19 protein-coding genes and 1 tRNA gene are annotated in these 21,548 nt (G+C 70.4%); 9 read left to right on the forward strand and 11 right to left on the reverse strand.

What is annotated here, in order from left to right; genetic code table 11:
- Window positions 1-199 precede the first annotated feature (199 nt).
- The 7 genes from OHS18_RS27615 to OHS18_RS27645 all read left to right on the forward strand — a co-directional run bounded on the left by OHS18_RS27615 (window position 200) and on the right by OHS18_RS27645 (window position 5,147).
- On the forward strand, window positions 200-667 hold the full coding sequence (locus tag OHS18_RS27615) for an NUDIX hydrolase (RefSeq protein ID WP_328612892.1): 468 nt from the start codon (window positions 200-202) through the stop codon (window positions 665-667).
- A complete protein-coding gene (locus OHS18_RS27620) occupies window positions 664-1,602 on the forward strand; it encodes a bifunctional DNA primase/polymerase (protein WP_328612893.1) in 939 nt (312 codons plus the stop codon). Before OHS18_RS27615 ends, OHS18_RS27620 begins: the two co-directional genes overlap by 4 nt.
- A gap of 30 nt (window positions 1,603-1,632) precedes the next feature.
- The gene (locus OHS18_RS27625; protein WP_328612894.1) at window positions 1,633-2,682 is read left to right on the forward strand and encodes an AAA family ATPase; all 1,050 of its coding nucleotides are present in this window, start codon (window positions 1,633-1,635) and stop codon (window positions 2,680-2,682) included.
- Between the two features lie 208 nt (window positions 2,683-2,890).
- Window positions 2,891-3,124, forward strand: coding sequence for a helix-turn-helix domain-containing protein (locus tag OHS18_RS27630; RefSeq protein ID WP_285457726.1), 234 nt, complete (start codon window positions 2,891-2,893; stop codon window positions 3,122-3,124).
- Complete coding sequence (locus OHS18_RS27635) at window positions 3,108-4,313, forward strand: site-specific integrase (RefSeq protein WP_328612895.1); 1,206 nt, start codon at window positions 3,108-3,110, stop codon at window positions 4,311-4,313. Before OHS18_RS27630 ends, OHS18_RS27635 begins: the two co-directional genes overlap by 17 nt.
- A 149-nt stretch (window positions 4,314-4,462) precedes the next feature.
- A complete protein-coding gene (locus OHS18_RS27640) occupies window positions 4,463-4,717 on the forward strand; it encodes a hypothetical protein (RefSeq protein ID WP_328612896.1) in 255 nt (84 codons plus the stop codon).
- Window positions 4,718-4,742: 25 nt separating this feature from the next.
- Window positions 4,743-5,147 carry a hypothetical protein gene (locus tag OHS18_RS27645; RefSeq protein ID WP_328612897.1) on the forward strand — a complete coding sequence of 135 codons (405 nt, stop codon included), beginning with the start codon at window positions 4,743-4,745 and terminating at the stop codon, window positions 5,145-5,147.
- A 210-nt stretch (window positions 5,148-5,357) separates the two neighbouring features.
- Here the strand turns inward: OHS18_RS27645 and OHS18_RS27650 are convergent.
- Window positions 5,358-5,431: transfer RNA gene (locus OHS18_RS27650), tRNA-Thr, on the reverse strand.
- Between the two features lie 133 nt (window positions 5,432-5,564).
- Between OHS18_RS27650 and OHS18_RS27655 the strand changes: the two genes are divergently transcribed.
- On the forward strand, window positions 5,565-7,226 hold the full coding sequence (locus tag OHS18_RS27655; RefSeq protein ID WP_328612898.1) for a hypothetical protein: 1,662 nt from the start codon (window positions 5,565-5,567) through the stop codon (window positions 7,224-7,226).
- A gap of 69 nt (window positions 7,227-7,295) precedes the next feature.
- Here the strand turns inward: OHS18_RS27655 and OHS18_RS27660 are convergent, their stop codons facing one another.
- The 7 genes from OHS18_RS27660 to topA form a co-directional block, all read right to left on the reverse strand.
- A complete protein-coding gene (locus OHS18_RS27660; protein WP_328612899.1) occupies window positions 7,296-8,501 on the reverse strand; it encodes a DNA polymerase III subunit delta' in 1,206 nt (401 codons plus the stop codon).
- The gene (locus tag OHS18_RS27665; protein WP_328447758.1) at window positions 8,498-10,669 is read right to left on the reverse strand and encodes a bifunctional MFS transporter/dTMP kinase; all 2,172 of its coding nucleotides are present in this window, start codon (window positions 10,667-10,669) and stop codon (window positions 8,498-8,500) included. Before OHS18_RS27665 ends, OHS18_RS27660 begins: the two co-directional genes overlap by 4 nt.
- A 148-nt stretch (window positions 10,670-10,817) precedes the next feature.
- Window positions 10,818-11,447, reverse strand: a complete 630-nt coding sequence (locus OHS18_RS27670) for a hypothetical protein (protein WP_328612900.1) — start codon at window positions 11,445-11,447, stop codon at window positions 10,818-10,820.
- 305 nt (window positions 11,448-11,752) lie between these two features.
- Complete coding sequence (locus tag OHS18_RS27675; RefSeq protein WP_328447756.1) at window positions 11,753-12,544, reverse strand: hypothetical protein; 792 nt, start codon at window positions 12,542-12,544, stop codon at window positions 11,753-11,755.
- Window positions 12,537-12,776, reverse strand: coding sequence for a hypothetical protein (locus tag OHS18_RS27680; protein WP_328612901.1), 240 nt, complete (start codon window positions 12,774-12,776; stop codon window positions 12,537-12,539). The genes OHS18_RS27675 and OHS18_RS27680 overlap by 8 nt, the downstream gene beginning before the upstream one ends.
- Before the next feature lie 25 nt (window positions 12,777-12,801).
- The gene (locus tag OHS18_RS27685) at window positions 12,802-13,593 is read right to left on the reverse strand and encodes an ESX secretion-associated protein EspG (RefSeq protein ID WP_328447754.1); all 792 of its coding nucleotides are present in this window, start codon (window positions 13,591-13,593) and stop codon (window positions 12,802-12,804) included.
- Between the two features lie 158 nt (window positions 13,594-13,751).
- Window positions 13,752-16,643, reverse strand: a complete 2,892-nt coding sequence (gene topA, locus OHS18_RS27690; protein ID WP_328447753.1) for a type I DNA topoisomerase — start codon at window positions 16,641-16,643, stop codon at window positions 13,752-13,754.
- A gap of 310 nt (window positions 16,644-16,953) precedes the next feature.
- Between topA and OHS18_RS27695 the strand changes: the two genes are divergently transcribed.
- The gene (locus OHS18_RS27695) at window positions 16,954-17,760 is read left to right on the forward strand and encodes a S1 family peptidase (protein ID WP_328447752.1); all 807 of its coding nucleotides are present in this window, start codon (window positions 16,954-16,956) and stop codon (window positions 17,758-17,760) included.
- 18 nt (window positions 17,761-17,778) lie between these two features.
- On the opposite strand, the gene OHS18_RS27700 is transcribed toward OHS18_RS27695, so the two are convergent.
- The 3 genes from OHS18_RS27700 to OHS18_RS27710 all read right to left on the reverse strand — a co-directional run bounded on the left by OHS18_RS27700 (window position 17,779) and on the right by OHS18_RS27710 (window position 21,523).
- A complete protein-coding gene (locus tag OHS18_RS27700; RefSeq protein ID WP_328612902.1) occupies window positions 17,779-18,432 on the reverse strand; it encodes a hypothetical protein in 654 nt (217 codons plus the stop codon).
- Between the two features lie 51 nt (window positions 18,433-18,483).
- On the reverse strand, window positions 18,484-19,074 hold the full coding sequence (locus OHS18_RS27705; RefSeq protein WP_328612903.1) for a hypothetical protein: 591 nt from the start codon (window positions 19,072-19,074) through the stop codon (window positions 18,484-18,486).
- 154 nt (window positions 19,075-19,228) lie between these two features.
- On the reverse strand, window positions 19,229-21,523 hold the full coding sequence (locus OHS18_RS27710; RefSeq protein ID WP_328447748.1) for a sodium-translocating pyrophosphatase: 2,295 nt from the start codon (window positions 21,521-21,523) through the stop codon (window positions 19,229-19,231).
- Window positions 21,524-21,548 lie beyond the last annotated feature (25 nt).

Genomic DNA, 21,548 nt, shown 5'->3' on the forward strand with positions numbered 1-21,548 from the left:
CCCCGGACTCGCTTCCCTCACCTGACCAGCAACGACCCTAACCGGGGAGGCGAGGGAGCCACCCGCGCAAACCCCCCTGATCACGGCCCGAAACCCCTACCTCAACACCCCCGCGTCGCGCCTCCCTCCCGGGACACCGCGCCGGCCGACCCTACCCAAAACAGGCACACAAAGTCACCAACCGAAAGGTTCACCCGCGATGGAACACACCCACGACACTCCCGAAACGGCCCGGCTCACCGCGGACGTGCTCGCGTTCGCCCGCCGCAACGACGTCTGGAACATCCTCATGATCCAGCGCCGCTGGGACCCCTTCGCCGGCCGATGGGCCTTCCCCGGCGGGCACGTCGACCCCGGCGAGACCTTCCGCGCCGCCGCTGCGCGCGAGCTAACCGAAGAGACCGGGCTCCGCGCCACCGACCTGCGACAGCTCGGCATCTACGACCGGCCCGACCGCGACCCCCGCGGCCGCTACATCACCGTCGCGTTCTTCACCGTCGTCCGCCGACCGGTCAAGCCCACCGCCGGCGACGACGCCGCCGTCGCCGTGTGGATGCCGCTGTCGTGGCTGGCCCGCAACCGCGACGCCATCGCGTTCGACCACGCCGACATCCTCGCCGACGCCACCGCCGTGCTGGCCCGCTTCACCCCGGAGGTGCCCCGATGAACCAGACGACCACAGTGGACGCCGCGCTCGACGCCGTGGCCCGCGGCTGGCACGTCTTCCCGCTGCGCCCCGACACCAAGCGCCCCGCCGGACACCCGGAGGACCGCTGTCCCGGCACCGGCCGGTGCGCCGGCGGGCACCGCACTCCAGAGCAGCGCGCCACCACAGACCCGGACAAAATCCGCGCCGCGTGGACGCACGCCCCGTACGGCATCGGGGTGGCGGCCGGCCCGTCCGGGCTGTGCGTGCTCGACCTCGACACGCTCAAGCCCGGCGAGGAGATCCCCGACCGGTGGGCCGCCGCCGGCGCGCGGTGCGGAGAAGACGTGCTCGCCGTCCTCGCCGACGATGCAGGCGAGGAGCTGCCCGGCGACACCCTCACCGTCCGCACGCCGTCCGGTGGGCTGCACCTGTACTACCGCGTGTCGGACGGCGTGGCGCTGCGCAACACCAGTGGCGAACGCGGGCAGGGGCTCGGGTGGAAGGTCGACACCCGTGCGTGGGGCGGCTATGTCGTCGGCCCCGGCACGGTCACCGACGCCGGCCGCTACGCCTACGTGTGGGACGGGCCGGTGGCGGAGCTGCCAGCGTGGCTGGTCGAGCGACTCACCCCGGCACCGCTGCCAGCCGCCCCAGTGGTGCCCATCCGCCCCGCCGGTAGTCGGCGCTCCCGCTACCTCGACGTCGCGATCCGGGCGGAAGCCGGGAAGGTCGCCGACGCCAAGGACAACCGCAACGCCACCCTCTACACCGCCGCCGTCGCGCTCGGGCAGCTGGTGGCCGGCGACGCGCTCAACGAAGAGGAGGTGCGCGCGGCGCTGATGACCGCGGCCGGCCGGCACATCGGGACGCGGCACTTCACCGCCCGCGAAGCCCACAACGCGATCACGTCCGGTCTGCGCGCCGGCCGCAACCGTCCCCGCCGGATCGCCTAACCACCTGCACCAACCTCGGAGGTCCGAACCATGACCACGCCCCGGCCGCTGGCCGCCGTGCCGACACTGCCCGCCCGCCGCACCCGGTGGACCGATGCGGAGCTGATGCGAGAGGAGTTCCCGCCGCCAAAGTGGGCCGTTCCCGGGCTACTCGCGGAAGGGCTGAACCTGCTGGCCGGCGCGCCCAAGCTGGGCAAGTCATGGCTGTCGCTCGGCCTGGGCGCGGACATCGCCAACGGTGACCCCGTGCTCGGCTCGATCGAAGTGGAGCGTGGCCCGGTCCTGTACTGCGCACTGGAGGACACCGGCCGGCGGTTGCAGCGCCGGCGGCGGCAGATGCTTGCCGCCGGCGGACGGGCCGCGCCGCTGCTCACCCTCGAAACCGCCTGCCCCACCATGACCAACGGCGGCGACGCGGTGCTGGTCGAGTGGCTTGAGGAGAACCCGCACGCCCGGCTGGTCATCATCGACACCTACGAGAAGATGCGCGGCTCCGACGCCTCGGGCATGTCCGCCTACGCCGGCGACTACGCCGCGGCCGGCCGGTTCAAGCAGCTGGCCGACCACTACAGCGTCCCGTTCCTGCTCATTCACCACGTCCGCAAGCAGGGCGCGGAGGACTGGCAGAACCTCGTCTCCGGCACCAACGGCCTCACCGGTGCCGTGGACGCGACGCTCGTGCTCGAGCGCGGACGTGGGCAGGCGGACGGGGTGCTGCACGTGACTGGCCGCGACGTCGAAGAGGCCGACTACGCGATGTCCTTCGACGCCAACGCCGGCGCGTGGACCAAGCTCGACGGCCCGGCCACCGATCACCTGGTCGGCGACACCCGCGCGCAGATCCTGCGGCTGCTCCGCGACCACGGGCCGCTCACCCCAAAGGCGATCGCCGAAGCGCTCGACGCCAACCCTGGCAGCATCCGCCAGACCTGCAAGCGCATGGGCGACGCCGGCCAGCTCGCCCGCACCGTGGACGGCATCTACAGCGCGCCCGGCGCGAGTGACACCGGCACCACACAGTCGCTGTCACAGCTGTCACCACTGTCACTCCAGGCCGCTGACCAGCGCGAATCCGAGTGACACCCCGTGTGACAGCTTCGCCAGCTGTCACACCGCCGACGCGGGAGTGACACCCGCGACCACCCCGCCCCTGTCACATCTGTCACTCAGTCACTTCACCTCGCCTGACCAGGCCAAACGGGAGTGACACCCGAGTGACACCTCCCGAGGGAGCACCCGTGTTCATCGCCTCCACCGAGCTGCAGCACGACCCGAGGGGACACACCCGATGGACGCCACCATCACGCCGGCCGCGGTACCCGCGCGGCACTTGTACACGGTCGACGAAGCCAAGCGCCTGCTTTCCATGAGCCGTTCGGTGATCTATGAGCAGTTGCGCGCCGGACGCCTCGGGTCCGTGAAGCAGGGCCGGGCACGGCTCATTCCGGCGAAAGCCATTCAGCAGTACGTGGATCTTCTCATCAGCGAAGCGGAGGTGACCGGCTATGGCAACGCGGCGTAGTCGTGGGGACGGCGGGCTCTACTGGGATGAGTCGCGCCAGCGCTGGACCGCGGAGGTCACCGTTGGTTTCCGGCCGAACGGTAAGCGCATCGTGCGGAAGGCACGCGGCAAGACGAAGACGGAAGCCAAGACCAAGCTCAAGGAACTGCTCAGCGACGTCGAAGAGGGCGCGGTCAACGCGTCGGCCGGCTACACGGTCGCGCAGGCGGTGAACGACTGGCTGGACAGCTACGGGCGGGGCGAGCGGGACCCGAACACGGTCAAGGCTGTCCGGTCGCTGGCGAACAACCACATCATCCCGGCTATCGGCGCTCGACCGCTGGTGAAGCTCGACGTGGACGACGTAGAGGAGTGGCTAGCGGAGAAGGCGGAAGTGCTGGTCACCTCGACCCTGCGCAATCTGCGCTCCATCCTCCGGAGGGCGATCAACCGCGCCCAGGTGCGCAAGCGGGTTCGGCACAACGTGGTGCTGTTGTGCGAGGAGCTGCCCGCCGGCAAGGGGACCGGCCGGCCGTCGAAGGCGCTCACGCTCGCGCAGGCCGAAGCCGTACTCACCGCGGCGGAGTCGTCGCCGATGCGCGCCTACATCGTGGTGTCGCTGCTGACCGGCGCACGAACCGAGGAGATGCGGCCGCTGACGTGGGATCACGTGGACCTGGTCGGCAAGCCGGACGCATCGCCGGCGATCCCGCCGAACGTCAAGGTGTGGCGTTCGGTCCGCGCCAAGGGCGAGACGAAGACGCGGAAGTCCCGGCGCACGCTGGCGCTGCCTGAGCGGGCTGTGAGGGCACTGGAGGACCACCGGGTGGCCCAGCAGGCGGTGAAGGCCGTCGCGGGCGACGACTGGCGCGAACAGGGCCTGGTCTTCGCAACCAACGTCGGCACCGAGCGGGACGTCAACAACGTCCGGCGAGACTTTCGGCGGGTGATCAAGGCGGCCGGGCTCAAGCCGACGCAGTGGACGCCCCGGGAGCTGCGGCACAGCTTCGTGTCAATCCTCTCGGACGGTGGGATGGCGATCGAGGAGATCTCGCGGTTGGTCGGGCACAGCAGCACCGCCGTGACGGAGCTGGTCTACAGGAAGCAGATCAGGCCGGTGGTCGAGTCGGGGGCAAGGGCGATGGACCGGCTCTTCCCCGCGACGGGTGAACCTGCGGAAGTTTCTTCTCCCGCTGACCAGGCGTCTTAGCACCTACCAGGCAAGAGCCCGGCCACTTCCGATCTGCGGGAGGGCGGCGGCACCCGCGAGTCGACCGGTCGTAAACTTGCCGGTACGCCCCGAAGGAGGCTGTCGCTTGGTCATACGACGGATGGTCGGTTAACGACTACCTACTGGCCGTGCTGGGCTTCGCGGTCCTCGCTGCCATCGTGCGACTGTCCACCATCGCGCAGGCCCTGCTGTTTCTTCGCTGGTTGATCAAGACGGGCAAGGGTGACCCTCAGGTGCTGAGGCTCGCCCTACCGATCCTCAAGGCTCTGCCCGCCCTGCTTCGCGAAGACCGACGTTGGGTCGCCGCCCTTCGACAGCTGTTCCGCCGCTCCGAGAAGACCGGCGACGAGGACAGCTCGCAGGGGGGTGGTAAAGCGCGTTGATCCACCGCCCGGGCAGAATGTGCGGATGAACTCGGCGCAAGTGATCTTCTGGTTGGTGAGCGGGCTTGGTGGGGGCGGTCTGCTCGGCTGGTTCGCGGCCGTCCGCTCGAAGGTCGGCTCATTCCGGCAAGGGCGGCGAGCGCGACGGCTGCGCACCTGGCACGGCTACATCCCTGAGGGCATGATCGCCAGTTGGTACGCGGGCCTGGTCGAGGAGCCCACCACCCCGACCGCACGCGTGGTCCTCGAAGTGCGCCAAGGCGGCCCGGATGGCAAACCGGACGTGATGGGTGCGCACGCGCTGCGCCAGCGCATCAAGGCGGACGGGATGCTGGCGCGCGTACCGACGCCAACCGAGTACGAGTTTCTCGGCGACCTGCACAAGAAGCTCGGATACGGCCAGGACCCGGACGCCCGGGTCATCCTCTGACCCAGCCTTCCTGCCGGCCTACTCGCAGCAGATCGGGCCCGCGGTCGAGGCGGCCGCGGCCGCGGCCGCGAAGGACCGACTTTTCCCCGCGATGGGTGAACTTGCGGAGGTTTCTTCGCCCGCCGACCAAGCGTCTTAGTCACCCACTTAGTCACCCACCAGACGACTCAGGCCCCAGCCGAGGTGTCTCGGATGGGGCCTGACCTGCGGAGCCGCCTAGGGGAATCGAACCCCTGACCTATTCATTACGAGTGAATCGCTCTGGCCGACTGAGCTAAGGCGGCATGTCACCGGCTCGCGCTGGCGACGGGAACCAGTGTAGCGGAGGCTGTCAGCGTCACTTTCCCGGGGCACTGTCGTTAGGGCCCTATGACGTCGATCTCACACCACGATCGACCTACCTGGAGGCACTGGCACATGCGGCGAAGACTGCCCCGTTCGGCGGCCCTGCCCGCCGCCGCGGCGTTGCTCCTGCTCAGCGCGGCGCCGGCGAGCGCCGATCCGACTTATCCGACGACGCCGATCCCGCAGCCGGCGAGTTCCGGGCAGGCGCCCATCTCGGCGCCGATCGGGCCGCAGCCGCTGGGGCAGGCCGTCGGGGATGCCGGGACCGCGCTCGGCATCGTCCGGTTGCTGCCCAACGCCGTGCCGACGAGCACGATCCTGCCCGGGTTCGGGGACACTCTGCCGAAGCAGTCGGCGCTCGAGGCCGGGATGGGCTTGTCCAGCGCGTCCGCGAACTCCGACGCCTACCTGAGCTACGAGAAAGCGGTCGCGCAGGCGTCGCCGTTCGGGCTGTCGGTGAGCGGGAACGCGCCGCAGACGCCGGGCAGCGTGGTGCAGACGGCGTTGCCGGACAACCCGCAGCCGATCAGCGGCGGGCTCAACGCGCCGTCCAACCCGCTGCTGAACGTCGGGGTGCTGAACGGCTCCGCGCACGCGCGCTGGAGCCCGACGCTCGGCCCGTGCGTCGACACGATCGCCGACGCCAGCACGTCCGTCGCGAGCCTGTCGCTGCTCAACGTCATCCCGTCGCTGCCGAACCTCGGGCTCGACAAGCTGGCGCTCGACCCCGCGACGCTGGCGAAGGGCTTCGACCTCAAGAACGGCCTGCAGAGCCTCGGTGGCCTGCTGCAGGGCGGCGGGCAGACCGCGGCCGGCGGTACCGGCTCGCTGCTGAGCCTGCCGAACACGCTCTCGTCGCGCTCGCAGGTCAAGCTCGTCGACCTCCCCGGCTCGAAGAACAAGGCCGTGCAGTCGACGTCGACGCTGCAGGGCGCGGACATCGAGATCCTCAAGGGCACGCCGCTCGCGCTGAGCATCAAGGTGGCCAGCCAGCCGACGCTGAAGGTGACCTCCACCGGCGACGCCAAGACGTCCAAAGTGGAGTACACCGCGCCGGTGCTGACCATCGAGGCCGGCGGCAAGGTGCTGTACACGCTGGACGCGGCGCACCCGACCAAGGACATCCCGATCGGGCTGCCGCTGAAGCAGCTGAGCGACCAGTTCGGCACGCTCAAGGACCTGCCGGTGGTCGGTGGGCTGCTGGCCCCGCTCGATGGCCCCCTCCAGCAGATCGGCAACACCGCGGGCACCGTGCTCGACCTGGGTGTGCTGCGGCTGAGCATCGCCGGGCTCGACCAGAAGAGCGCGGCGATGACAACGCCGTTCAAGGGCTTCCAGCTCGGCGCGTCGGCGCGGATGTTCGACCTGCAGCTGCTGCCCACGACGAAGCTCAAGAGCCTGCTGCCCGGCGACGCGGCGAGCAACCTGCCGTCTTCGCTGGCGCAGCTGTCGATCGGCGAGCAGATCGCGCGGGCCTACGCGCCGACCGGCGGCGTGATCTGCGGGAGCACGACGACACCGCCGCCCGCGGGCGGGGAGGCGCCCAAGGGCCCCGTGAAGAACCTCGCCTACACCGGCGGCGCGTACGACACGGTGCCGCTGTTCTGGTCGGGCACCGCGATGCTCCTGCTCGGTGTGGTCATGGTGGCCGCGATGCCGGGCTCGCGTCGTCGTCCGCTGGCCGTATCGGCCGAGGAGAAGCCGTTCAAGCCGTCACCGCGGCCGCGCGAGTGACCTGAGACCGCCCCGGGGTCATGGAGAAACCCCGTCAGGAGCCCGGCTCCTGACGGGGTTTCTTCGTGCTCAGCCTTGGCGAAGCGTCGTGACCATCGCCTCGACGGCGATGCGCGGCTTCACGTTCAGGTCGATCGCCTCACGGCATTCCAGCACCGCTTCGAGGCGGCGCAGCGTCGACTCCAGGGTCCACGCCGACGCGGCCTCGGCGATCTGGTCGCCGTGGTCGGGGTGGTTGAGGGTCGCGCCGGAGCGGGTCGACGTCACCAGGACGTCGCGGTAGAAGCCCGCGAGGTCGATCAGCGAGAGGTCCAGCGTGTCGCGCTGGGTGCGGGTGGCGCGGGATTTCTGCTTCTTCTCCAGCTGCTTCACCGCTGCTTCGGCGGCCCGCTTGGCCCCCGCGACGCCCTTGCCGATGCCGTCGCCGCCCATCGCCGTGCGCAGTTCGTTGCGCTCGTCCTCGTCGCGGCCCTTGCTCGCCTCGCCGGCGTCGGCCTCCGCCGCGCTGATCAGCTGGTCGGCGCAGGTGAAGACGTCGCCGGGGCGGCGCAGGCCGAGCGGGATCCGCAGGACCGTGGCGCGGCGCTGGCGCGCGGCCTCGTCGGTGGCCAGCCGCCGGGCGCGGCCGACGTGGCCGCCGCAGACGGCGGCGGCCCACCGCGCCTGATCCGGGTCGACGTGGTGCCGGCGCATCAGCACGTCGGCGATCGCCGCCGGCGGCGGCGTCCGCAGCGTCACCAGGCGGCAGCGCGACCGGATCGTCACGGAGATGTCCTCCGGGTGGTCCGACGGCGCGCAGAGCAGGAACACCGTCCGGTCCGGCGGTTCTTCGACCGCCTTCAGCAGGGCGTTCGACGCGCCTTCGGTGAGCCGGTCGGCGTCCTCGATGATCACGACCTGCCAGCTGCCGGTGGTCGGGCGGCGCGCCGCGGCCTGGACCAGCGCGCGCATCTCGGCGACCGAGATCGACAGGCCCTGCGGCACCACGAGCCGGACGTCGGCGTGGGTGCCCGCCATCGTCGTGTGGCAGCCGGGGCAGGAGTCACAACCGGTGCCGGTGCTGCATTGCAGGCCTGCGGCGAACGTCCGCGCGGCCACCGAGCGGCCGGATCCGGCCGGCCCGGTGATCAGCCAGGCGTGCGTCATCGCGCCGGGCGGCGCGGGCTCCCCGGCGACGATCTTCGCCGCGGCGGACGCGGCCGACATCAGGGTTTCGACCGCGGCCTCCTGGCCGACCACGTGGTTCCAGACGCCGATGCGTTCGGTCGTCGTCACTTCGCCTCCACGCGAGACTCTTCCGCGGTCTCGACGGGCACGGTCAGGGCTTCCCCGGCCAGTGTGTCTTCGACGTCGAGCGGCAGGGTCGCCGGCTTGTCCGATATGGACGGTGTGGACGCTGTGGAAGCTGCCGGGGCCAGCGCCGAAAGGCGCCCGACGAACACCGCGCGCAGCGCGGTGCGGATCCGCTCGGCGACCTCGGTGTCGGTGCCGTCGGCGTCGATCACGACGTAGCGCTCCGGGTCCGCGGCGGCCATCTCGACGAGCAGGTGCTGGACGCGCCACTGGTCGTTCATCGTGGCCGCCTTGTCGCGCGGCGCCCCGGGCGGAGCGGCGTCGAGCAGAACGGTCAGGTCCGGGCGCAGCCGCCCGGTCGCCCAGTCGGCGAGGCCTTCGAGCTCGTCGCTGTCGAGGCCCGCGACGGCGGACAGGTGCGCCAGCGGCGAGTCGACGAAGCGCTCCATCACGACCACCGAACCGGCGTCGAGCGCCGGCTGGACGTGCCGCTCGACGATGTCGGCCCGCACCGCGGCGGCGGCCAGCGCCTGGGCGCGCGCGCCGGTCAGCGACGCGCCGGAAACCAGCGCCGTCAGCCGTTTGTCGTCGAGGGCCGGGTCGGCGGCGACTACGACCGGCCGGGTCCCGCCGCGCATCCAGTCGGCGAGGTTGACGGCCTGGATCGCGGTGTTGATCGCGGTGGTGCCCTCGACGGCGATGAGGAAACCGTTGACGCGCCGCGGAGTGCGGCGCAGCGCGTTGCGCAGGTCGGACAGGATCGGCTCGGTGCGCTTGTCGTCCATCTGCCGGTAGGCGAAGAAGCCGGCGATCAGGGCGAGCGCGGCGCCGACGAGCATGATCGGCCGGGTGCCGTCGATCGTGACCGGGCTGCCCCAGACGTTGATGGTGCGCGTCGCCACGACACCGACCAGGACCGGGACGGTGACCGTGGTGCCGAACAGCACGAGCTTCATCATCAGCTGGTAGATCGCGTTGATCCGGCCGCGGATGGCGTCTTCGACGCGGGAGCCGATGATCGTGACGCCGGTGAGGAACGCCGTCCCGGCCCAGAACCCCACCAGGACCACGGTGACCAGCGAGACCGACAGGTGCGGCGACAACGCGACCAGCGCGAGCGAGAGCCCGGCAGCGATGATCGAGACGCCGAACAGCCGGTCGTGCGGGAGCCGCCGGGAAAGCTTGGGAGCGAACGCCATGCCGGAGGCGAGGCCGAGGAAGATGGCCAGCACCAGGAGGCTGAACGCCGAGTCGCCGGCCAGCAGACTCGAGGAGTACGGCTTGGCCGAGCCGATCACGGCACCGCCCGCCGCGAAGGCCCCGAACGCGCCGACCAGCAGCCCGCGCACGAGTGGCGTGCTGCGGACGAAGCGGAAGCCGTCGGCGATCATCCGGCCGACGCCGAGCTTCTCCTCGTCGGCCTGCTTGACCTTCTGCTCCGGCAGCGCGTGGACGTTGCGCAGCGACAGTTCGGGGATCCGGGTGGCGATGAGGATCGCGCTGGCCAGGTAGAGCAAGGCGGTGATGATGACAACCAGCTTCGCGATGCGGAGGCTGGTGTCTTCGCCGGGAACGTGGAGGAAGTTCGTGTTGATGCCGGTGAGGATGGCGTTCGCGCCGGCCGCGGTGATGACGGCGAGGCCGTAGGTCATCACCATGCCGAGCTGGTTGGCCGTCTCGACCTGGTCGGGGCGGCGAAGCAGGTTCGGGACCGCCGCCTCTTTCGAGGGGATCCACATGCTCGCCGCGCTGCCGACCAGGAAGTTGCCGACCAGCAGCCACCACGGCGCGCTGACGAAGGCGATGGACAGCAGGAACCCGCAGCGCAGGAGGTCGGCGACGACCATCACCTTGCGGCGGTCGAACCGGTCCGCGAGCAGCCCGCCGACCGGGGCGAACAGCAGCCCCGGGGCCAGGCCGGTCAGCACGACGCCGACAAAAGCGAAGTTCTGCGCGAAGTAGTTGTTCGTCAGCTTCGTGGCCAGGCCGGTGAGGGCCAGGATGTTCAGCCAGTCGGCGACGCTGCACAAGTACGTGACGCCCCAGAGGCGCCGGAACGGTTTGATCGCCAGCACCCGCCGGACCCGGCTGATCGTGGACGCCTCGGCGCCCGACGACCCGCCCGGGCCGGACCCGGGTACCGATCGCACGCCCTCGCTGATACGCCCACCCCACTAGTCACCGCGGTGCCGGGCACCCTCGTGAGTTAGCCCGACCGTGTAGCCAGGGTAGCCCGATCGGCCTCTGGCACGCGGACGACCCCGAGGTCCCAGTGGGGTGGGGATCAGCTGGTGAACGTCAGTCGAACAACCCCGTCACGCTGCTGACCAGGCTCGACACCATCTCGATGGCGACGAACCCGAACACGATCAGCAGCACCACCGCGAGTATCACGCCCGACGCGCTCGACGACGGCCGGCCGATCGCCGGCATCGACATCGCCGGCATCTTCGGCAGCTTGCGCCGCTTGACGGGCACGACCTCGAGATCTTCGTCGAAGTCGTCCTCGGCGGGCGGCGGCTGCTGCCGGACGGGCCGGAGCATCTGCGGTGCCCGCTTCGGCCAGGTCCGTTGCCGGTTGCGTTGCCGTGGCAGCACCCCGAGTGGCGGAGTCACGTCTTCGCCGAGCGTGCCCGTGGTGCCGGCGGGCGGGATCGCTCCCGGGGCCCGGGCCCCGGTCACGCCGTCTTCGCGGAGGGTTTCCTCCACCATCCGGCGTACGACCTCCTCGTCGTGCTGCACGGGCCCGGCGACCGAGATGGCGGCGGGCTCGTGGCCGTTCGGCATCGCGGTGCGGGGCTCGGGGTCCGTGGTGACCAGTCCGGAGACCGGGTCCGCGAACATCTCGCCTGGTGTTTCGGACAGTGTGCCGTCGCGCTGAGTGAGCTCGGGGGCACTGAAGAAGGGAGCCTCACCGTTCGCGCTCATGGTGACCACCTCACTACTGAATGTCCTCGCCTTTCCAGGGTAGCGACCAAGGCGGATAACGCATCCGCCCAATGGCTCTGTCTCCAAAGGAGGGTTCGTCACGCAGCGCAAGCCCACGCCCGAACCCCCAGCAGTGTCCAGTCCGCCGAGGCTTCGGTCGACCGCCAATGGTGACAGATCGTAGTGAAGCCCATCACAGTCACGGACAGCGACCGCTGGGAGCTGGTCATACCCAGGGTGTCAAGATGGCCAGTTTCGCGCGTGGCGATCGAGCCCGGATGGAGCAGCCGCTCCCCGGTCACCGGTCAGGAAATCTCCTCCTGCCCGAGGTCGATCATCTTCCGGCACCAGTCGCGGAGCATTTCGCGGCTGAACGGGCTCAGCACCAGCTGACGACGACCGTCACCGCGGTCCAGCGCCGCCAGCGCGAAGCGGCCGAGATCCGTGTCGACGAGGACGAAGCCGTGGTCGGGGAACTCCGCGCACAGCCCGCCGAACGCGAGCATGTCGAGGACCGCCGTACCCGAGCGAGGCCGGGCCAGGACCTCGCGCATCGCGCCGACGTCGTCGTCCTGGCCGTCGTGGACCAGGCCGTCGTCGTCCACCGAGACCCAGATCGCCCGGCGCGGGCTGCCGAACGGCACCTCCGGCAGCTCCGCCACCAGCATCTCCGGCAGTTCTTCGAAGTCGGCCAGGTGGATCGCCGTGCGGCCGGGCAGCGAGCCCATCATGAAGGCCCGCTCGCCGTCGGCGTAGCACCGGATGTCCGCGGTCTCCGGCCCTTCGTCGAACACGCCGCACAGCGCCGCGCGGACGGAACCGCGCAGCATCAGCGACACGACCTCGAAGCCGACGTCGTTGAGCTCGCCGTCCTCGCCGAACGGCGTCCCGTCGATCCAGGCGGCCCACGCCACGTGCCGCTCGACCTCTTCGGCCAGGTCCGCCGGATCGTCGGAGACCGGGCCGTGGACCAGGATGTCGTGGTCGCTGACGTCCGGGTTGTAGAGCCGGTCGACCGGCTCACGATCCGGCATCGCCAGCAGCACCGGCCCGGCCGCCAGCTCCAGCAGCTCCCGCGCCGCGGTGCGCTCAGGCATGACGCCGCACCTCGCTCCGGCCGGCGACCGGCCCCGCACTCCGCTCGCCCTGCCGCGCCGCATCCCGATCGGCCGCGGGCACCTCGAGCCTCGCCCCGCCCCGCTCGATCGGCGGATTGACCGAGGGCCGACCGGAACCGGGCTCGACCGGCAGCTCGCCGACGGGCGCCACACCTCGCCAGACCGGCACACCGCTGTTCTGCTCGACCGCGGCCAGGATCGCGTCGCGCACCGTGAGATCCCGCCGGGCCGCCGGCTCAGGCATGGCTCTGCACCGCCTCGACGATCCACTGCTCCGCAGTGCTTCGCGACGCCGGACCCCAGGTGACGGTCCAGCGCCCGTTCCGGCCCACGGCCGCGCTGAACTGGTAACGGCCCAGGTCGTTGTCGACCAGGCCGAACGCGCCGTGCGGGTACTCGGCCAGGATCGAGTTCCGCACCGCGAGGTCGACCAGCACCGTGCCCAGCCGCGGCCGCGCCGCGCACTCGCGGATCCGCTCGACGGCTTCCTCGCACCGCCGCGGGATCAGGCCACCCTCGTCCGTCTCGATGCGGACCTCCGGCCCCGGCCCCGGCGGCCGGTCCGGCAGGCCGTCGAACACCCAGCCCGGCAGCTCGCTGAGGAAGCCGGACCGCAGCCGCGCGCGGTTGCCCAGCTTGTGCAGCACCGTGGTGTAGTCCTCGTCGCCGAAGAACCGGACCTCCCACGGCTCGCGCCGGGCCGGGAAGACGCCGGTGACGACGCCGCGGATGAAGCCACCGCGCAACGCCCGGTAAAGCCCGACCGCCTCCGCCGTGACCTCACCGCCGGGCGCCAGGCCGATCGCGGCCATCCCGGCGACGAACCGGGTGTACTGCTCGACCTCGTCGGCCAGGCTTCGCGGCCGCTCCTCCCGGCGCGAGAAGCGGGGTTCGGTGTCCGCCAGCACCGGCGGGATCTCGAACTCGGGGTCGTAGAACTCCATCACGGAGGGCCGCTCCGGGACCTCGGCCGAGAGCGGGGCGATGACCTCGTCGATGACGTCGAAGACCGCGACTGAGTTGTTCACCCCTAGATTGAACACCCTGGCACCGACAATTTCTCGCACATACGTTCGAACAGGCGAGACGAGTCGCCGAGCGGTCGGCGAGCGGTCCGAAACGCCGTGAAGGCCTCCTCGCCGGCATAAGAGCCGGTAAGGAGGCCTTCACGGACTTCCTGAGAGCGCTACTTCGCCTTGGTGGCCGTGGTGCGCTTCGGGGCGGTCTTCGTCGCGGTGGACTTCGTGGCCGCGGCCTTGGCGGTCTTGCTCGTGCCCGCCTTGACCGTCTTCGCCGTCGTCGACGCGGGCTTGCGCGCCGGCGCCTTCCGCTTCGGCGCCGGCCCCTTCGCCCGCTTCTCCGCCAGCAGCTCGGACGCCCGTTCGGCGGTGAGCTCGTCGATCTCGTCGCCCTTGCGCAGCGTCGCGTTGTACTCGCCGTCGGTCACGTACGGGCCGAACCGGCCGTCCTTGACCACCATCGGCTTCTTCGACACCGGGTCTTCGCCGAGCTCCTTGAGCGGCGGCTTCGCCGTGGCGGACCGGCCGCGCTGCTTCGGCTCCGCGTAGATCTTCAGCGCCTCTTCGACGGTGATCGAGAACAGCTGGTCCTCGGTCGCGAGCGAACGCGAGTCCGTGCCCTTCTTCAGGTACGGCCCGTAACGTCCGTTCTGCGCCGTGATCTCGTCGCCGGACTCCGGGTCCTTGCCGACGACGCGCGGCAGCGAAAGCAGCTTCAGCGCGTCTTCGAGGGTCACCGTCTCGATGTCCATCGACTTGAACAACGAGCCCGTACGCGGCTTCGGCTGCTTCGCCTTCGCGGCCTTCTTCTGCGCGGCCGTCGCGGTCTCGGGCAGCGGCTCGGGCTCCGGCAGCACCTCGGTGACGTACGGCCCGAAGCGACCTTCCTTCGCGACGATGTCGTGCCCGCTCACCGGGTCGGCGCCCAGCGAGCGACCCTCCTGCGGAGTCGCGAACAGCTTCTCCGCGAGCTCCAGGGACAGCTCGTCCGGGGGCAGGTCCTCGGGCAGGTTCGCCCGCTGCGAGTTCCCGTCGACCTCGCGCTCCAGGTACGGCCCGTAGCGGCCGACGCGGACCACGACCTTGTGTCCTTCGGAATCGTTGAACAGCGGGATCGAGTTGATCTCCCGCGCGTCGATGTCCTCGACACTGCCCTCGACCAGCTTCTTCAGCCCGCCGAGACGGCCGATCGAACCGTCGACGCCCATGTCGCCGCCGAAGTAGAACTTCGACAGCCACTGCCCGCGCTGCTCGTCACCGTTGGCGATGCGGTCGAGCTCGTCCTCCATGCCGGCGGTGAAGTCGTAGTCGACCAGCCGCTCGAAGTGCCGTTCCATCAGGCCGATCACGGCGAACGCGACCCACGAGGGAACGAGCGCGGAGCCCTTCTTCCAGACGTAGCCGCGGTCCTGGATGGTCTTGATGATCGACGCGTACGTCGACGGGCGGCCGATGCCCAGCTCCTCCAGCTTGCTGACCAGGCTCGGCTCGGAGTAGCGGGCCGGCGGCGACGTCGTGTGCCCGTCCGGGCTCAGCTCGGTCGCGGTGAGGTCCTGGTCCTTCTCGAGCACCGGCAGGCGGCTCTGCTTGTCGTCGGCTTCGCCGCCGGTCTCGGTGTCGACCGCTTCGACGTACGCCTTCAGGAAGCCCGCGAAGGTGATCGTGCGACCCGAAGCCGCGAAGGTGCACTCCTCGCCCGAGGTCGCGTTGCCGACGATGCGCACCGACATCGTGGTGCCCTTGGCGTCGGCCATCTGCGAGGCGATCGTGCGCTGCCAGATCATCTCGTAGAGGCGGTACTCGTCGGTGTCCAGCTCGCTCGCGACCTGGCCCGGCGTGCGGAAGACCTCGCCCGAGGGCCGGATCGCCTCGTGCGCTTCCTGCGCGTTCTTCACCTTGCGGGTGTACTGGCGCGGCGACGGCGAGACGTATTCCTTGCCGTACAGCTGCGTCGCCTGGCTGCGCGCCGCCGAGATCGCCGACTCCGACAGCGTCGTCGAGTCGGTACGCATATAAGTGATGTAACCGTTCTCGTACAGCTTCTGCGCGATCCGCATGGTGCGCTCCGAGGTGAACCGCATCTTGCGGCCCGCCTCCTGCTGCAGCGTCGAGGTCATGAACGGCGCGTACGGCTTCCGCGTGTACGGCTTTTCCTCGACGCTCGAGACCTTGAAGTCACGCTGCTTCAGCGCCTCGGCCAGACGTCGCGCGTCGGCCTCGGCCAGCACGCGGATTTCGTTGTTCGACGCCTTGAGCTGCCCGTCCGAGCCGAAGTCGCGGCCGGTGGCCAGGCGCGCGCCGTCCACGGCGACGAGGCGGGCCGCGAAGTTCCGCGGCGAGGCCTCTTCGCCCGCGTCCATCGTCGCCGAGATGTCCCAGTACGACGCCGAGGTGAAGCGCATCCGCTCGCGCTCCCGCTCGACCACGATCCGGGTCGCCACGGACTGCACGCGGCCCGCCGAAAGCTTCGGCATGACCTTCTTCCACAGCACCGGCGAGACCTCGTAGCCGTACAGGCGGTCGAGGATGCGGCGGGTCTCCTGGGCGTCGACGAGGTCGGCGTCCAGCTCACGGGTGGAGTCGGCGGCCGCGAGGATGGCCTGCTCGGTGACCTCGTGGAAGACCATCCGGCGGACCGGGACCTTCGGCTTGAGCGTCTCGAGCAGGTGCCACGCGATGGCTTCGCCCTCGCGGTCGGGGTCCGTCGCGAGGTAGAGCTCGTCGACGTCCTTGAGCAGGCTCTTCAGTTCGGTGACCTTGGACTTCTTGTCCGGGGTCACCACGTAGAGGGCCTTGAAGCCGTTGTCGACGTCGACGCCGAGCCGTGCCCACGACTCGCCCTTGTACTGGGCGGGGACGTCAGCGGCTCCACGGGGCAGGTCGCGGATGTGCCCGACGGAGGACTCGACGACGTAACCGCCGCCGAGGTAGGGGGCGATCTTGCGGGCCTTGGTCGGTGACTCGACGATAACGAGCCGCCGGTGCCCGGCGCCGTTGTCCGCCCCGGCTCCGTTCTTCTTGGTCCGTGCTCCTGCCACGCTGTCCTGCTCTCCGCTCATCTCGTCCCGCCGCCGCGGGACTGCACCACGTCTGGACCCCTGACGGGGGGCCCGAGCCCGCGTCTCGACCTGTCAGTGTGCACGCCCTCCGAGCCCGGAGGGCGTGGAGGTGGCCCAACACGCCGCTGGGCCCGTGTCCACCGCATCGCCGCTGACCTCGGCGATGTTTCCTCTCTACACCGGGCACGTGATTTCGGCCACGTCCCGCGCAGCCTAGCGCGTGACCATCCGGATACCCTCCGTTCGACGGTGGTGGGCGCGGGGAGGTCAACGCTTCACTGGTTTCCCCGTCCAGCCGAAAGGATCCGCCATGACCCGACGCCTGCTCGGCGCCGTCCTCACCGCCGTGACCGCCACCGTATTACTGGGAGTCACTCCGGCGAACGCGGCCGCGGCGAACTTCGCCGGCACCGTGGCGCTGTCCAACTGCTCCGGCTCGGTGGTCAAGCCGGCCGCGACGCCGGACACCGCACCCGCGCTCGTCATGTCCAACGGCCACTGCCTGGAAAGCGGCTTCCCCGGCCCCGGCCAGGTCATCACCAACCAGGCGTCCAGCCGGACGTTCACGTTGCTCACGGCCAGCGGGAGCAACAAGGCCACGCTCCGGGCGAAGAAGATCGTCTACGGCACGATGACCGACACCGACGTGTCGCTCTACCAGCTCACCACCACCTACGCGCAGATCAAGTCGAGCTACGGCATCTCGCCGCTCGAGCTGTCGAACGCGCACCCCACCGCGGGCTCGGCGATCGACGTCGTCTCCGGTTACTGGAAGCGCGTCTACTCCTGCAACATCGACGGGTTCGTCTACCGGCTCAAGGAGGGCAGCTGGACCTGGAAGGACTCGATCCGCTACACCTCCGCGTGCCAGACGATCGGCGGCACCTCGGGCTCGCCGATCATCTCCGGCGGCAAGGTCGTCGGCGTCAACAACACCGGCAACGAAGACGGCCAGCGCTGCACGGAGAACAACCCGTGCGAGGTCGACCAGGCCGGCAACGTCACCGTGCACCACCTGACGAACTACGGCGAAGAGACCTACGGCATCCCGGCCTGCCTCACCGCGGCCAACGAAATCGCGCTCACCCAGGCCGGCTGCACCCTGCCCCGGCCCTGACGCGGCTGCCGCACCCGGTCAGGCCGTGCTCGTCACGGCCTCCGGGTGCGGGTTCGCCTCCGGCACCGCCGCCCCGGGCCACGCCGCTTCAGCACCCGGCGGTGGTTCGCCGATGAGCTCCAGCAACGCCTCCAACCGGCGTTTCCCGGTGACCTTCACGGCCGGGACCTCGGCCTTCGGGCCGGTCAGCCGCGCCAGGACGCCCAGCGGTGTCAGCGCCTCGACCAGCCGCTCGTGCATCCCGGGCGCCAGCGGGTCGACGGCCAGCAGATAGCCCTGGGTGCCGGGCCGCCCGCCGGCCAGCGCCCACATCCGCAGCATCGCGCCGCTCAGCCGGAAGCCGTCCGGCACCGCCTTGCCCGAGTCGTCCTCCACCGGCCCCGCGCAGCCCGTACGCAGCCATTTCACCGCCATCGGAAGCAGGTCCACCCGGAACGACGTCCGGACCTGCGGGTTGCCGCAGTCGGCCTTGGAGACCTGGGCGTCCGCGCCGCGCTGCCGCAGCTCACGCGCGAGGATGTGCGCCCGCCACGGCTCCTCGACGACCACCGAAAGCCGCGCGGCGGTGCGCCCGAAACCGGTGATCTGGCCGTGGCAGCACAAAAGACCGGCCAGGTCGCCCAGGCCGGGCCCGCTGGCCTCCGCGGAGAAGAGCGAGATCGTCCGATCCACCGCGCCATACTAGAACACAAGTTCGATTCGTGGCGAGGGTCACGGGATCTTTCAGCCTGGCGGTTGGTCCAGCTGACGGCAGCTGGGTGCCCGCTCCTGGGCCGCCTCCAGGGCCGGGACGTCCTTGAGGCCCCTGAGGTAGTCGAGCGCGTCGATGCGGTCCAGCGTGGCCCTGGCCTCGCCGAGGGCCTCCTTGGTCGCCGACGCGTCGCCGTGGACCGCGTCGACGCGGCGGCGCGCGTTCTCGGCCTGCGTGCGGATCTCGGTGAACTGCCCGATGACGTCCTCGCGGCCGCCGTCCGCGGCGGGCACCGGCGGCGCGCCGAGCGCGGTCAGCCCGGCGAGGCTCCGGTCGAGCCCGCCGACCACCGACGACAGCAGGTCACCGGCGGTCCGGGACGCCTGCTGCGGGGTGCTCGGATCGACGGCCGGGAGCGCGGCCAGCGTGCGGACCAGGCCACTCACCGCGCCGCAGTAGGCGTCCGCCCATCTCGCCGCGGGATCGGCCTGCGGCACCACGGTCGTCACCGACAGACCCTGGTCCCGCGCCGGCGACTGCGTGGCGGCTTGCTGCCCGCAGCCGGCGAGGCCGATCGTGATCGTCGTGGTTAGGGCGGCGAAGACGGTTGACCGCGGCCGCACCTGAACACCTCCCGCTAGACGACGTCCCGGAGAGCCCGACGGTACCGACTCGGTGCCGCTTCGCAAGTCGCCGGCCCGGTGTGGGATGTCCCGACACGCCCCGGGCCCGGCACGCGACGCTGCGTGCCGGGCCCGGGAACGGGTACTGCGAGGGTCAGGCCTTGATCTCCGTCGGCGTGTCCGTGAGGACCGTCCCACGGCGCTTCGAGACCACGATCGCCGCGACGATCACGGCGACCGCGACCAGCGAGATGATGATGCGCACGGCCGTGTTCTGGTCCGGGCCGATCGAGAACTGCACGATGGCGGGCGCGATCAGCACGGAGACCAGGTTCATCACCTTGATCAGCGGGTTGATCGCCGGGCCGGCGGTGTCCTTGAACGGGTCACCCACGGTGTCACCGATGATGGTGGCCTCGTGCGCGGACGAGCCCTTGCCGCCGTGGTTGCCGTCCTCGACCAGCTTCTTCGCGTTGTCCCACGCGCCACCGGAGTTGGCGAGGAAGATCGCCATCAGGGTGCCGCACGCGATCGCGCCGGCCAGGTAGCCGGCGAGTGCGCCGGTGCCCAGGCCGAAGCCGACCGCGATCGGGGCGAAGACCGCCAGCAGACCCGGCGTCGTCAGCTCACGCAGCGAGTCGCGCGTGACGATGTCGACGACCCGGCCGTACTCGGGACGGGTGGTGCCCTCCATGATCCCGGGGATGTCGCGGAACTGGCGACGGACCTCATAGACCACCGCGCCGGCGGCGCGGGAGACCGCGTTGACGGCGAGACCGGAGAACATGAACACCACGGCCGCGCCGACGATGACGCCGACGAGGGTGTTCGGGCTGACGATCGTGTTGACGAACGAGTTCGCCCCGGAGATTCCGTCGGCGACACCGGCGCCCATGCCGGCCAGCGTCTTCGCGATCGCGTCCGAGTAGGAGCCGAACAGCGCCGTCGCCGCGAGCACCGCCGTGGCGATCGCGATGCCCTTGGTGATCGCCTTGGTGGTGTTGCCGACCGCGTCCAGCTCCGTGAGGATCTGCGCGGCCTTCTCGTCGACGTCGCCCGACATCTCGGCGATGCCCTGCGCGTTGTCCGAAACCGGGCCGAAGGTGTCCATCGCGACGATGACGCCGACGGTGGTCAGCAGGCCGGTACCGGCGAGCGCCACGGCGAACAGCGCGACGCCGCCGCCGAGCAGGTACGCGCCGAACACGGCCGCGCCGATCACCAGCGCGGTGTACACCGCGGACTCGAAACCGACCGAGATGCCGGAGAGGATGACGGTCGCGCCGCCGGTCTCCGACGTCTGCGCGACGTCCTTCACCGGCTTGTACTCGGTGCCGGTGTAGTAACCGGTCAGCTTCAGGATGACCGCGGCGAGCACGATGCCGATAATCACCGCGATGGTCGCGATGACCGCCGGGTTGCCCGCGTTTTCGAAGCCCGCACCGAAGTCGGAGAAGCTGCTCGGCAGGTACACGAACGCCGCGATCGCCGACAGCACCGCGGAAATCACCGCGGAGATGTAGAAGGAGCGGTTGATCGTGACGAGACCGGGCTCGCCGACGCGTGCCTTCGTGATGTAGACGCCGATCACCGCGGTGATCACGCCGATGGCCGGCACGATCAGCGGGAAGATCAGGCCGTGCACGCCGAAGGCGGTGCTGCCCAGGATCAGGGCGGCGACGAGCATGACGGCGTAGGACTCGAAGAGGTCCGCCGCCATGCCGGCGCAGTCACCCACGTTGTCACCGACGTTGTCCGCGATGGTCGCGGCGTTGCGGGGGTCGTCCTCCGGGATGCCCTGCTCGACCTTGCCGACCAGGTCCGCGCCGACGTCGGCGGCCTTGGTGAAGATGCCGCCGCCGACACGCATGAACATGGCGATCAGCGCGGCGCCGAAACCGAAGCCTTCGAGGACCTTGGGCGCCTGGCCGGTGTACACCAGCACGACGACCGCGGCACCGAACAGGCCGAGGCCGACGGTGATCATGCCGACCACACCACCGGTGCGGAAGGCCACGCGCATAGCGGTCTCGCGGCCGCCTTCCTCACGCGACGCGGCGGCCACGCGCAGGTTCGCCTGCGTCGCCAGCCACATGCCGAGGTAACCGATCGCGAACGAGAAGCCGGCGCCGACCAGGAAGAAGAGCGAGCGGCCGATCTTCTCGTTCCAGTCGTCGGCGGGAAGTGCGAAGAGCAGGAGGAACACGATCGCGCCGAAAATGGCGAGAGTGTTCCGCTGCCGCTTGAGGTAAGCGGCCGCGCCTTCCTGCACCGCCTTGGCGATGTCCTGCATCTTGGCGGTGCCCTGGCCCGCGGCCAGCACCTCCTTGAGCAAGACGTAGCCGATGACGAGTGCGGCAAGCGCGACCACGGCGACTACACCGACGATCGTGTAGCCACCTCCGGAGAGCGTGATGTTGCCGCCCTCCGCGAGGAACTGCCGTGCCATTCGTCCTCCAGGAGACGTCGACATG

It is taken from the genome of Amycolatopsis sp. NBC_00355, assembly GCF_036104975.1.
Lineage (GTDB): Bacteria > Actinomycetota > Actinomycetes > Mycobacteriales > Pseudonocardiaceae > Amycolatopsis.

Bases quoted from the DNA above. Each gene is read 5' to 3' on its own strand.
- OHS18_RS27615 (WP_328612892.1), top strand. From the start codon at position 200: ATGGAACACACCCACGACACTCCCGAAACGGCCCGGCTCACCGCGGAC.
- OHS18_RS27620 (WP_328612893.1), top strand. From the start codon at position 664: ATGAACCAGACGACCACAGTGGACGCCGCGCTCGACGCCGTGGCCCGC.
- OHS18_RS27625 (WP_328612894.1), top strand. From the start codon at position 1,633: ATGACCACGCCCCGGCCGCTGGCCGCCGTGCCGACACTGCCCGCCCGC.
- OHS18_RS27630 (WP_285457726.1), top strand. From the start codon at position 2,891: ATGGACGCCACCATCACGCCGGCCGCGGTACCCGCGCGGCACTTGTAC.
- OHS18_RS27635 (WP_328612895.1), top strand. From the start codon at position 3,108: ATGGCAACGCGGCGTAGTCGTGGGGACGGCGGGCTCTACTGGGATGAG.
- OHS18_RS27645 (WP_328612897.1), top strand. From the start codon at position 4,743: ATGAACTCGGCGCAAGTGATCTTCTGGTTGGTGAGCGGGCTTGGTGGG.
- OHS18_RS27655 (WP_328612898.1), top strand. From the start codon at position 5,565: ATGCGGCGAAGACTGCCCCGTTCGGCGGCCCTGCCCGCCGCCGCGGCG.
- OHS18_RS27670 (WP_328612900.1), bottom strand. From the start codon at position 11,447: ATGAGCGCGAACGGTGAGGCTCCCTTCTTCAGTGCCCCCGAGCTCACT.
- OHS18_RS27675 (WP_328447756.1), bottom strand. From the start codon at position 12,544: ATGCCTGAGCGCACCGCGGCGCGGGAGCTGCTGGAGCTGGCGGCCGGG.
- topA (WP_328447753.1), bottom strand. From the start codon at position 16,643: ATGAGCGGAGAGCAGGACAGCGTGGCAGGAGCACGGACCAAGAAGAAC.
- OHS18_RS27695 (WP_328447752.1), top strand. From the start codon at position 16,954: ATGACCCGACGCCTGCTCGGCGCCGTCCTCACCGCCGTGACCGCCACC.
- OHS18_RS27710 (WP_328447748.1), bottom strand. From the start codon at position 21,523: ATGGCACGGCAGTTCCTCGCGGAGGGCGGCAACATCACGCTCTCCGGA.